Raw genomic sequence first — 12245 nt, forward strand, 5'->3', positions numbered from 1 at the left:
GAGGGAGGGTGCGATGCGGCTGAGCGAGGATAAGATACGGCGGATCGCCGAGCGGCTGCACGACGATCTCGAGCAGCGCGGCCTGCTGGCCTATAAGGAGCAGCCCGGGGCGAAGCGCGGCGTGGGCCGGGCCGCCCGCGTCAAGCATATCTACGAGTATATTGTCGAGGATCTGCGGCGCGAGGAGGAGATCGACGCTGAGGTCGAGCAGATCCTGTCCTCGTATAGCCGTGTGATCAAAGGCACCGAGCGCGACATCCTCTTCCGCAAGCATAAAGAGGACATCGCCCGCAAGAAGGGCTACATTCTGTAGGGAACAGGGGACCGCGTACAGGGGATAGGTGAACCCAGGAAGTACGGGCGTACTCATGGGCTCCGTCTGCCACCTGTCCCCTGTCCCCTCCCCCCTGCCCCCTGTCCCCTTGCCAAAGGAGTTCCGCGTGCCCCAGATCAGCGCCGAGCGGGTCGCCGCGATCCGTCAGATCGCCGCCCGCGCCCAGGAGAGCATCGCCCGCGTCATCGTCGGCAAGGAGCCGATCGTCGAGCTGCTGCTCGTCGCCCTGCTCTGCGAGGGCCACGTGCTGCTGGAGGATGTCCCCGGCACCGGGAAGACGACCCTGGCCCGCGCCCTGGCCGCCTCGCTGGGCTGCAGCTTCCAGCGCATCCAGTTCACGCCCGACCTGCTGCCCTCCGATGTGACCGGGCTCTCGTTCTTCAACCAGAAGCTCGGCGACTTCCAGTTCCGCCAGGGGCCGATCTTCGCCCAGATCGTGCTGACCGATGAGATCAACCGGGCCACCCCGCGCACCCAGAGCGCCCTGCTCGAGGCCATGCAGGAGCGCACGGTGACGATCGACGGCGAGACGCGCAAGCTGCCCCGGCCCTTCCTGGTGATCGCCACCCAGAACCCCGTCGAGCTGGAGGGCACCTTCCCGCTGCCCGAGGCCCAGCTCGACCGCTTCCTGATCCGGCTGAGCATGGGCTACCCCTCGGCCGAGGAGGAGGAGGAGATCCTGACGCGCTACCAGCACAGCAGCCCGCTCGACTCGCTGACCCCGGTGCTGGGCGATGTCGAGGTGCGTCAGATCCAGGCCGAGCTGCGCGATGTGGGCGTCTCCGATGTGGTGCGGCGCTACCTGGTGGAGGTGGTGCGGGCCACCCGCGAGCACCCCGACGTGGAGCTGGGCGCCAGCCCGCGCGGCTCGCTCGCGCTCTACCAGACGGCGCAGGCCCGCGCGGCGCTCAACGGGCGGGCCTTCGTGCTGCCCGATGACGTGAAGGCTCTGGCCGAGCCGGTGCTCAACCACCGGCTCATGCTCAACGCCGAGGCCCGCCTGCGCGGCCGCCGCCCCTCCGATGTGATCGGCCAGATCCTCGCCCGCACCCCCGTGCCGGTGGAGTAGCGCGCCTAGAGCTGGCTGAGCTGCGCGCTCAGCCAGCTCAGCCGCTCCTCGTTCACCCGGTAGCAGACAGCCGCGCCGTCGCAGAAGCTCTCCAGCAGGCCGACCTCGCGCAGCACCCGCAGGTGCTGCGAGATCGTGCTCTGCGCGTGCGGGCCGCCGTCGGGCATGTGCAGCAGGATCTCGTTGCCGATGCAGTTGGGGTGGCGCTGGATGTAGCGCAGGATCTGCACGCGCACGGGGTTGCCTAGCGCCTTGCAGACCATCGCGAGATGTTGGTTGTCTGGGTTTGGGTCGGAGTGCGCCGTCATCATTGTCGGCCTCCCTCAGGTGTTTGCCTACTGTACAATCCTGAGAGGTCTCATGTCAAGATCGAATTGCTATGATGACAGCACGGTCGGCAGGCGCCACTCGAAGAGGTAGAGCGCCGGCTCCCCGCAGTCCTGGATGACCGTGTAGCGCCCGCCTGGGAACCAGCCGCTCAGCCGGTCAAGATCGTCCGCCCGCTCGGGCACGGCGGCGACGACCAGGCCCTGCGGGAACTTCCCCGCGAGCTCGGCGGGCCGCGCGTCGGCCAGCGGGCCATCGATATTCTGCACCGCCATCCGCCCGCTGAGAAAGTCGAGCGAGAGAAAGGGGCCGGCCCGGAAGCTGCCCGGCGTGGTCAGCACGTAGGCGGAGACGCTGCTTGGGTGGAGGTGCAGGTATTTGCCCAGCAGGCCGGCCTGGCGGGTCTGGGTCGTCTCATAGCGGCAGGCCGGCAGGAAGGTGCCGAAGTAGATGCGCATATTGAGCGCGGCGACGACGAGCAGCGCGGTCGTGAGCAGGGCCACGCCGGTCCGCCGCTGCTGGGCGGCGCCGGGCCAGCCCAGCCAGCCCAGCAGCGGGCGCGCCCAGGTCAGCAGGCTGTCGGCGGCCAGCCCGGCCAGCACCATCGCCGCCGGCAGGGCCACCAGCAGCCGGTAGTGGTAGGTCGAGGGCGGCACCGTTGTCGGGCCGAGGGCCACCACGCCGGCCCAGAACCAGCCGTTCAGCAGCAGGATGCGCCGCTCGCGGGTGCGCCACAGCGCGATCAGCAGGCCGATGGCCCACAGCCCGGCCGCCAACGGGTCGAGGGTCGGCACGCCCACCCCGTAGAAGTCGATGAATGGCCGGTGGGTGAAGGTGCCAAGGGCCTGCCAGAGTAGGTCGAGCAGGATGACGATCTGGGGTCGGCCGGTGATCTGCGACTCATTGGCCAGCCATCCCGAGGAGATCGTGCCGTCGACGGTCATGCGCGAGTAGAACTCGGCAGGGAATGATAGCCCCCAGATCACCATCGGCGTGATGATCAGGGCCAGGGCCAGGCCGAAGAAGGCCAGCGGCACACCGTTGCCCCGGAAGAGCGACCGGTCGAAGACGGCCCATGCGACGAGCATGATCGGCAGCAGCAGCAGCCAGACCCAGCCGTCCACGTAGGTGTTGATGTGTAGGCCGACCATCGTCACCGCCAGGACGAGGCGCAGGGCGCTGCGGCGCTCAAGGCCGCTGAGCAGGAAGTAGAGCGCCAGGGGCACGAACAGGGTCGCGTAGATGTAGGAGACGGCCACGGTGCGGCTGAAGTGGATGTGGACGTGCGAGAAGGTGAGCAGGGCCGCCGCGATGATGGCCACCCGCTGGCCGGCGACCTGCCGGGCGAACATGTAGGTCGCCGGGATGGCCAGGGTGCCGGCGATGGCCGGCAGGAGCCGCAGGGCGAAGGCGGTCGGGCCAAACAGGGCGAAGACCTGCTGCATCGTCGCCAGGTAGAGCGTGCCGACGCCGTCCATGGCGGCGAAGGGCATGGTCAGGATGCCCGAGGCCTTGCCGATATCCTCAGCCCAGGTGCCGATCAGGCCCTCGTCGCCGTTGATGATCCGTGGCAGGGCGCCGAGCTCCCAGAGGCGCAGCGCGGCCCCGGCGAGGGTGAGCAGCCCCAGGCCGATCAGCTCGGCCCGGTGGGCGCGGAGCCATGCCAGTGGATCCGGACGGGCGGACGGGACGAGGGCGGCGAGCAGCGCGGCAATAGTTGCCAGCCAGAGGGCCGCCGTCGCCCCGGCGAAGTCCCGGCCGATCCGCAGGAAGAGGTAGAAGCGCAGGCTGGTCAGCAGTCCCAGCCCGATAGCGCAGACCAGCAGCGGCAGGCGCACGCCGTGTCGATAGGCCCAGGGCTGAGCCTGGTGCGACCAGCGCTGCGCCGCCAGCGGGGCAGCGACGGCGGCGGCGACGACCAGCGCAAGGCCGAGCCAGGTCCAGAAGTTCACCATGCCGTGCGGCTCGTCGAGCCGGGCGGTCGCGATGGCGTAGAGGGCGAAGAGGGCGGCGCCGAGCAGCGCCGGGCGCGCGGGGGTCTGTGAGTGCATCATCATGCCTTGTACGGGGGCGGCGCGCGCCGCGCCCCAGCTTCAGCCGGAGGGGCAACCGGCCTCACCCTAGCACAGGCAGATGAGCATGCTGTGTACAGATCTCCTGCGGGTAGTGAAATCGCTGTCACGTATGACGCTCTGTCGTAGCGATGCCGCGCCGCCGTAGCCGCCACGCGCGGCGCCCTACAGATCGAGCCGCAGCCGGTAGCCCACGCCGGGCTCAGTGACGAAGTAGACTGGCCTGGCCGGGTCGGCCTCCAGCTTATGGCGCAGGTGCTGCATGTAGACCCGCACGTAGTGGCCGGCGTCCACGTACTCCGGCCCCCACACCTCAATCAGCAGCTGGCGCTGCGTGAGCACCTTGCCCGCGTGGCGCACCAGGGTGGCGAGCAGCTTGTACTCGATCGGCGTCAGGCGGACCTCCTCGGCGCCGAGGAAGACCTGGCGCATGGCCAGGTCGACCCTGAGCGCGCCGACCTGGAAGACCGGCTCGCCCTGCCCCGGCTGGGCGAGCGCCCCTCGCCTGATCGCCGCCCGGATGCGCGCCAGCAGCTCGCCCGCGCCAAAGGGCTTCGTCAGGTAGTCGTCGGCGCCGGCGTCAAGCAGGGCGATCTTGTCCTGCTCCTGGCCGCGCGCGGTGAGCACGATGATCGGCGTCTGGGTCCAGCCGCGCAGCTCGCCGGCCACCGCCAGCCCGTCCATGTCGGGCAGCCCGAGGTCGAGGATGATACAGTCGGGCCGGGCTGCCGCGGCCAGCTGCAGCCCCTCGCGCCCGCTGGCGGCCTCGATCAGCCGGTAGCCGTTGCCGGTCAGGCTCGTGCGCAGAAAGCGGCGGATCGGCAGCTCGTCCTCGATCACCAGGATCGTGGCCTGTGGGCTAGTCATGGGGCCGCTCCTCCTCATCGGGGCTCAGGTCAAGCTGCGGCGGGGCGCCCTCGATCGGCAGGGTGAAGGCGAAGATCGCCCCGCCGCCCGGGCGGTTCTCGGCCCAGATCTGGCCGCCGTGCGCGCGCACAATCCCCTGGCTGATCGTCAGGCCAAGGCCGGAGCCGCCCCCCGCCGGTTGGCTGCCCCGGTTGAACTTCGCGAAGATCGTCGCCTCATCGCCCGGGCGCAGGCCCGCCCCCCGGTCGGCCAGCATCACCAGGATGGCGCTCGGCGGGTCGCCCTGGGCCTCGGCGCGCAGCGTGATCGGCGCGCCGGGCGGGGTGTACTTGACGGCATTCTCTAGCAGGTTGAGCAGCACCTGCTCGATCAGCACGGCGTCGAGCGGCACCAGCGGCAGGTCGGCAGGCAGGTCGAGCGTGATCTCGCGCCCGGCCAGGCGCGGCTCCATGCGGGCGATCACCGCGCCGACCACCTCCTCAATCGGCTGCCACTCCTTGCGCGCCGTCAGCCCGCCGGCCTCCAGCCGGGTCATCTCCAGCAGGTTTGTCAGCAGCCGGCTGAGCCGCTCGGCCTCATCGTAGGCGTTCTGGATCAGGTCGATCCGCGCGGCGTCGCCCAGGATCTCCCAGCTGTCGAGGGCGCTGCTCAGGGCGCCGGCCACCACCGCCAGCGGGGTGCGCAGGTCGTGCGAGACCGAGGAGAGCAGCGCGTTGCGCAGCCGTTCGGCCTCGACCTGCACGGCGGAGCGCTGGGCCGCCTCGGCCAGCAGGGCCCGCTCGAAGGCCAGGGCCGTCTGGCTCACAAAGGTCTCCAGCAGGTGCAGCTGCTCGGGGCTGAGCGCGCTGCGCCGCCGGTTCGGGCGCAGCCCCAGCACGCCGACCATGCCCTGCGCGCCCTTCAGCGGCAGGTAGATCGCGTCGGCGCCGGGCAGCGTGTTGGTGCCCAGGCCGGCCGGCTCAGCGTGGTCGTAGACCCAGCCGGCCACCCCGAGCTCGGCCTGCCCCGGCGCGAAGATCATCTGCGCGGTGATGTCCTGGCCCCACCAGCCGCTCAGCCCGCCCCAGGGCACCACCAGCCCCGCAGAGTCGGGCAGCAGCAGGGCCACCTGCCCGTCGAAGGTGCCGCTGGTGTGCTCCACCGCGGCGCTGATCAGGTGCGCGATGCCGCGGGTGCTGGCGTAGGCCCGGCTGAGCGCGTAGAGCGCGCTCGTGCGCCGCTCGCGCTGCAGCGCGGCCTCGGCCTGCCGCCGCGTGCGCGCGGTGAGCGAGCTGATCACCAGCGCCACCAGCAGGATGACCACCAGCGTCAGCACGATCCGCGGGTTGCTGACGAAGAGCGTCAGGTAGGGCTGGGTGAAGAAGAAGTTGAGCGCCAGCACGCTCAGCACCGAGGCCAGCACCGAGGGGCCGCGCCCGAAGCGGCTGGCCACTAGCACGATCCCGATCAGGTAGACCAGGGCCAGGTCGGAGACGCCGAGGTGGGGCCAGAGCAGGCCGGCGATCGTGGTGCTGGCGGCCACCACGGCGATCGCCCAGCCGTAGGCCGGGCTCGGGCTCGAGCGGGCGATGTCGACGGTGAGCGCCGGCGCGGCCTCCTCAGCCGCGCCGCTGATCGCGTACACGTCGATCTGCCCCGAGCCGCGCACGATCTCATCGACCAGCGAGCCGAGCAGCCGCTCGCGCCAGGTTGGGCTTGCGGGCTTGCCGATGACGATCTTGGAGACGTTACGCTGGCGGGCGTAGGCTAGCAGCACCTCGCTCACCCGCCCGCCGCTCAGGGTCACTGTCTCGGCGCCCAGGCTCTCGGCCAGACGCAGATTCTGGATGATCGCCTCGCGCGCGGCCTCAGGAAGGCGCAGGTGGCCAGGCGTCTCCACATAGACCACGACCCAGGGCGCGCGCAGGCGAGCGGCCATGCGCCGCGCGGCCCGGATCAGCCGGCCGGCCGCCGGGTTCGGGCCGACACAGACCAGCAGGCGCTCGGCGGCCGGCCACGTCTCGCTGATCGCGTGGTCCTGGCGGTAGCGCCGCATCTCCTGATCGACCCGGTCGGCCATGTGGCGCAGGGCCAGCTCGCGCAGCGCGTGCAGGTTGCCGGCGCGAAAGAAGCCGCCGGCGGCCCGCTCGGCCTGCGCCGGCACATACACCTTGCCCTCGCTGAGCCGCTGGCGCAGCTGATCAGGGGTGAGGTCGATCAGCGCGACCTCGTCGGCCTGCTCCAGCACCGAGTCGGGCACAGTCTCGCGCACGATCACGCCGGTGATCTGGGCCACCAGGTCGTTGAGGCTCTCCAGGTGCTGCACATTCAGCGTGGTGTAGACATCGACCCCGGCGGCCAGCAGCTCGCGCACATCCTGCCAGCGCTTGGGGTGGCGCGAGCCGGGGGCGTTGCTGTGGGCCAGCTCATCCACCAGGATGAGCTGCGGCCGGCGGGCCAGGGCCGCGTCCAGGTCGAACTCCTCCAGGCCTGCGCCCTGGTAGCGCACCTGCCGGCGCGGCAGCAGCTCCAGGCCGGCGAGCAGCGCCGCCGTCTCCCTGCGCCCGTGGGTCTCGATATAGCCGGCCAGCACATCGACGCCCTCGGCGGCGCGGGCCTGGGCCGCCTCAAGCATGGCGTAGGTCTTGCCCACGCCCGCGGCGGCGCCGAAGAAGACCTTCAGCCTGCCGCGAGCCTGGCGGGCCTCGTCGGCCCGCCAGCGGGCGGATCAGGGCGTCGGGGTCAGGTCGCTGGTTCATGGGGCCTATTGTAGCGCGTCGAGGGCCAGGTTGAGCGCCAGCACGTTTACGCGCGGCTCGCCCAGCACGCCGAGGGTGCGACCCTCGGTATACTGCGCCACCAGCTGGCGCACCTGCTCCTCGCTCAGCCCACGCGCCGCCGCGACGCGCCGCACCTGGAAGGCGGCGGCCGCCGGGCTGATCTGCGGGTCGAGCCCGCTGGCCGAGGCAGTGACAAGGTCGACCGGGTATGGCCCGCTCGCCTGGGGATCGGCGGCGCGCAGGGCGTCGATGCGGGCCTGCACCGCCTCGGCCAGGGCCGGGCTGAGCGGGCCGTCGTTCGCGCCCGCCGAGGCCGCAGCGTTATAGGCCGTCGGGGAAGTGGCCGAGGGCCGGCCCCAGAAGTACTTCGGGTCGTCGAAGGGCTGGCCGATCAGGGCCGAGCCGCGCACCTGGCCGCCCACCACGATCAGCGAGCCGTTGGCCTGGTGCGGGAAGGCCGCCTGGGCGATCATGGTCACGGCCAGCGGGTAGATCAGGCCCGTGATCAGCGTTAGGGCCAGCAGGCTGACGATGGCCGGGCGGATTTGGTTGGTCAAGGTGTGCATCATTACCTCCGTAGGGGCGCAGCAGTCAGATCGTGCCTGTCGCTGTGCGACAGGCACGATCTGACTGCTGCGCCCTTACACTATGCGAGCCCGAGGATGTTCAGGAGCACGTCGATCAGCTTGATCCCGACAAACGGCGTCACTACCCCGCCCAGGCCGTAGATCAGCAGGTTGTGCCGCAGCATCTGGGCCGCGCCCTGCGCCCGGTAGGCCACGCCGCGCAGGGCCAGCGGGATGAGCAGCGGGATGATGATCGCGTTGAAGATCACTGCCGAGACGATGGCGCTCGCCGGCGAGCTCAGCCCCATCACATTCAGCGCGTTCAGCTGCGGGTAGGTCGCCGCAAATGCCGCCGGGATGATCGCGGCGTACTTGGCGATATCGTTGCTGATCGAGAAGGTGGTCAGCGCGCCGCGGGTGATCAGCAGCTGCTTGCCGATCTCCACCACCTCGATCAGCTTGGTCGGGTTGCTGTCCAGATCGACCATGTTGCCGGCCTCTTTGGCGGCCTGGGTGCCCGAGTTCATGGCCACCGCCACGTCGGCCTGGGCCAGGGCGGGCGCGTCGTTGGTGCCGTCGCCGGTCATGGCCACCAGCCGGCCGCCCTGCTGGTACTCGCGGATGAGCGCCAGCTTGGCCTCGGGGGTGGCCTCGGCCAGAAAGTCGTCCACGCCGGCCTCGGCGGCGATCGCGGCGGCGGTGAGCGGGTTGTCGCCGGTGATCATCACCGTCTTGATGCCCATGCGCCGCAGCTCGGCGAAGCGCTCCTTGATCCCGCCCTTGACGATGTCCTTCAGCTGCACCACGCCTAAGACTCTGCCCCCATCGGCCACCACCAGCGGCGTGCCGCCCTGCCGCGAGATCCCGTCCACCGTGGCCCGCACCTCGCTCGGCAGCGCGCCGCCCTGGCCCTCGACATAGCGCTGGATGGACTCGGCCGCGCCCTTGCGGATGCAGCTGGCGTTCAGGTTCACGCCGCTCATGCGGGTCTGGGCGCTGAAGGGCACGAACTCGGCGCCCAGCTCGCCGAGGTTGCGCTCGCGGATGCTGTGGGCCTCCTTGGCCAGCACCACGATGCTGCGGCCCTCGGGGGTCTCGTCGGCCAGCGAGGCGAGCTGCGCGGCGTCGGCAAGCTGGGCCGCGCTCACCCCGTCGGCGGGGATGAAGGCGACGGCCTGGCGGTTGCCGAGGGTGATCGTGCCGGTCTTGTCGAGCAGCAGCACGTCCACGTCGCCCGCCGCCTCCACCGCGCGGCCCGAGGTGGCGATCACGTTCGCCTGGATCATGCGGTCCATGCCGGCGATGCCGATCGCCAAGAGCAGCCCGCCGATGGTGGTCGGGATGAGGCAGACCAGCAGGGCCACCAGCACCGTGAGCGTCACCGGCGCGCCGGCGCCGCTCGCCCGCACGGCGAAGAGCGAGAAGGGCAGCAGGGTGACGGTGGCCAGCAGAAAGATGATCGTCAGGGCGGCCAGCAGGATGCTCAGGGCGACCTCGTTGGGCGTCTTCTGGCGCCTGGCCCCCTCGACCATGCTGATCATGCGGTCGAGGAAGGTATCGCCGGGGTTGGCGCTGATCCGCACCACCAGCCAGTCGCTGAGCACGGTGGTGCCGCCGGTGACGGACGAGCGGTCGCCGCCGCTCTCGCGGATGACCGGGGCGCTCTCGCCGGTGATCGCGCTCTCGTTGACCGAGGCCACGCCCGCGATCACCTCGCCGTCGGAGGGGATGCTGTCGCCGGCCTCCACCAGCACCACGTCGCCGGCGCGCAGCGCGGAGGCTGCACAATGGTGAATGGTGAATGCTGAATGCTGAATGTTCGCTGCATGGTCATTCAATATTCCTAATTCAACATTCACCATTTTTTTTGCGCTCACGTCGCGGCGGGCCTTGCGCAAGGTGTCGGCCTGGGCCTTGCCGCGGCCCTCGGCCATGGCCTCGGCGAAGTTGGCGAACAGGATGGTGAGCCAGAGCCAGGCGCTGATCGCAAAGATGAAGCTGGCCGGGGCCTCGCCCTGGCCGAGCAGGGCCTGCGCCCAGAGCGCGCTGGTGAGCGCGGCGCCCACCAGCACCACGAACATCACCGGGTTGCGCAGCTGGGCCCGTGGGTCGAGCTTGGCGAAGGAGGCGATGATCGCCTGGCGGACAATCGGCCCGTCGAAGAGCGGGCGGGGCTTTGTTTCGGTGGTCATAGATTTGTTTGTCGCCACGTAGGGCCGAAGCACTCGCCTTTGTCGCGAAGAGACAAAGGCGAGTGCTTCGGCCCTACGACTCCACAATCGGCCCCAGCGCCAGGGCCGGGACGAAGGCCAGCACGCCGACGATGATCACCACGCCGATCAGCAGGGCCACAAAGAGCGGCGTGTGGGTCGGCAGGGTGCCCGGCCCAACCGGCACAGCCTTCTTGGCGGCCAGCGAGCCGGCGACGGCGAGCACGGGCAGCATCAGCCAGAAGCGCGCGATCAGCATGACAAGGCCGCCGACGACGTTGTAGAAGGGGTTGTTGGCGCCCAGGCCGGCGAAGGCCGAGCCGTTGTTGTTGCCCATCGAGGCGAAGGCATAGAGCACCTCGCTGAAGCCGTGGGCGCCGGGGTTGTAGATGCTGGTGTAGCCCACGCCCGGGTCATAGAGCGCGCCCCGGCCCCAGGGCGTGGCCACCGCCAGGGCCGCGCCGCCGAGCACCACGGCGCAGGGGATGAGGATGACCAGCGCGGCCATCTTCATCTCGAAGGCCTCGATCTTCTTGCCCAGGTACTCCGGGGTGCGCCCGACCATCAGGCCGGCGATGAAGACGGCGATGATCGCGAAGGCCAGCATGCCGTAGAGCCCGGAGCCCACCCCGCCGAAGATCACCTCGCCCAGCAGCATCAGGAACATCGGCACCAGCCCGCCCAGGGGCGTGTAGCTGTCGTGCATGCTGTTGACCGAGCCGTTCGAGGCGGCGGTGGTGGCGGCGGCCCACATGGCCGAGCCGACCACGCCGAAGCGCAGCTCTTTGCCCTCCATATTCCCGCCGGGCTGCGCGTCGCTCGCCGCCAGGTCCACCCCCTGGGCGGCCAGCTGCGGCGTGCCGGCCTGCTCCTGGGCCACCCCAACAACCAGCAGCGGCACAAAGACGATCAGCATGGCCGCGAGCAGCGCCCGGCCCTGGCGGGCGTCGCCGACCAGCGCGCCGAAGGTGGTGCAGAGGGCCGCCGGGATGAGCAGGATGGCCAGCAGCTCAAGGAAGTTCGACAGCGGCGTGGGGTTCTCGAAGGGGTGCGCCGAGTTGACGTTAAAGAAGCCGCCGCCGTTCGTGCCCAGCTGCTTGATCGCTACCTGCGAGGCCGCCGGCCCCATCGGCAGCACCTGCGCCGTCACCGGGCCGCCGTCGACGCCGGTGGTGGCCTGGAGCATCGGCGCATCCACATAGGGGCCAAACGTCTGCACGACGCCCTGCGAGACCAGCGCGAGGGCCAGCAGCAGGGACAGCGGCAGCAGAATGTAGAGCGTCGTGCGGGTCAGATCGACCCAGAAGTTGCCGATCGTCGCCGTGGTGCGTCGCGCGATGCCGCGGATCAGCGCGGCGACCACGGCCATGCCCGAGGCGGCCGAGACGAAGTTCTGCACGCTCAGGCCGAGCATCTGGCTGAGGTAGCTCATCGTCGCCTCGCCGCTATAGCCCTGCCAGTTCGTGTTGGTGGCGAAGGATGCCGCCGTGTTGAAGGCGGAGTCGGGGGCGACGGCGGCGAGGCCGGCCGGGTTGAGCGGCAGCGCGGCCTGGAGCCGCTGGAGCGCGTACACCACGAGCATGCCCAGCCCGCTGAAGAGCAGCATCGCGAGCGCGTACTGCCGCCACCCCTGCTCCGCGCTGGCGCCCTCGCCAAAGAGCCGGTAGAGCGGGCGCTCCACGAAGGCCAGAAAGGTGGCGCGGCCCGCGTAGACGCGGGCCATGTACCGGCCCAGCGGCATGGAGAGGGCCAGCAGGACGACCATGTACACGACAATCTGGAGCCATCCGTTGGCAGTCATCAGAAGCGCTCCGGGTGTAGCAAGGCGACAAACAGGTAGACGATCAGCCCGAGGGCGAGCAGGCCGCCAAGAAGATAGAGCAGGCTCATAGCGCCTCCCCCATCAGGCGTGCGATCAGCTCGACCATGCCCCATGACATGGCGAAGAAGAGCAGCGATAGCCCGACAAAGAATAGATCTCCCATCACCATGCCTCCTTAATGCCGACACCTCAGTGCCTCAGTGGCTCAAGCGTTTTGCT

General features: G+C 70.1%; 9 protein-coding genes and 1 pseudogene. 2 read left to right on the top strand and 8 right to left on the bottom strand.

The annotated features are described in order from the left end of the window. Both K2Z83_RS14420 and K2Z83_RS14425 read left to right on the top strand, forming a co-directional pair. On the top strand, nt 1-313 hold a 313-nt coding region (locus K2Z83_RS14420; RefSeq protein ID WP_255603973.1), incomplete at its 5' end, for a DUF507 family protein. A 127-nt stretch (nt 314-440) separates the two neighbouring features. After that, nucleotides 441-1403, top strand: a complete 963-nt coding sequence (locus tag K2Z83_RS14425) for an AAA family ATPase (RefSeq protein WP_370650179.1) — start codon at nt 441-443, stop codon at nt 1401-1403. Between the two features lie 5 nt (nt 1404-1408). Here the strand turns inward: K2Z83_RS14425 and K2Z83_RS14430 are convergent, their stop codons facing one another. The 8 genes and pseudogenes from K2Z83_RS14430 to kdpF form a co-directional block, all read right to left on the bottom strand. Next, nucleotides 1409-1714 (bottom strand): helix-turn-helix transcriptional regulator, encoded by a 306-nt coding sequence (locus K2Z83_RS14430; protein WP_220595891.1) that lies wholly within the window; start codon nt 1712-1714, stop codon nt 1409-1411. Nucleotides 1715-1780: 66 nt separating this feature from the next. Then, entirely contained in the window at nt 1781-3781 is a 2001-nt protein-coding gene (locus K2Z83_RS14435) for a glycosyltransferase family 39 protein (protein WP_220595892.1), read from the bottom strand. A gap of 186 nt (nt 3782-3967) precedes the next feature. Further along, nucleotides 3968-4669 (bottom strand): response regulator, encoded by a 702-nt coding sequence (locus K2Z83_RS14440; RefSeq protein WP_220595893.1) that lies wholly within the window; start codon nt 4667-4669, stop codon nt 3968-3970. After that, nucleotides 4662-7301, bottom strand: a complete 2640-nt coding sequence (locus tag K2Z83_RS14445; RefSeq protein ID WP_220595894.1) for a sensor histidine kinase KdpD — start codon at nt 7299-7301, stop codon at nt 4662-4664. Before K2Z83_RS14445 ends, K2Z83_RS14440 begins: the two co-directional genes overlap by 8 nt. Before the next feature lie 111 nt (nt 7302-7412). Continuing rightward, nucleotides 7413-7985 (bottom strand): potassium-transporting ATPase subunit KdpC, encoded by a 573-nt coding sequence (gene kdpC, locus K2Z83_RS14450; protein WP_255603975.1) that lies wholly within the window; start codon nt 7983-7985, stop codon nt 7413-7415. Nucleotides 7986-8074: 89 nt separating this feature from the next. After that, nucleotides 8075-10177, bottom strand: a pseudogene (gene kdpB, locus K2Z83_RS14455) (potassium-transporting ATPase subunit KdpB); the annotation flags it as partial. 82 nt (nt 10178-10259) lie between these two features. After that, on the bottom strand, nt 10260-12005 hold the full coding sequence (gene kdpA / locus K2Z83_RS14460) for a potassium-transporting ATPase subunit KdpA (RefSeq protein WP_220595897.1): 1746 nt from the start codon (nt 12003-12005) through the stop codon (nt 10260-10262). Further along, nucleotides 12005-12094, bottom strand: a complete 90-nt coding sequence (gene kdpF / locus K2Z83_RS14465; RefSeq protein ID WP_220595898.1) for a K(+)-transporting ATPase subunit F — start codon at nt 12092-12094, stop codon at nt 12005-12007. Before kdpF ends, kdpA begins: the two co-directional genes overlap by 1 nt. Nucleotides 12095-12245: the final 151 nt, after the last annotated feature.

This window comes from Oscillochloris sp. ZM17-4, from assembly GCF_019599295.1.
Lineage (GTDB): Bacteria > Chloroflexota > Chloroflexia > Chloroflexales > Chloroflexaceae > Oscillochloris.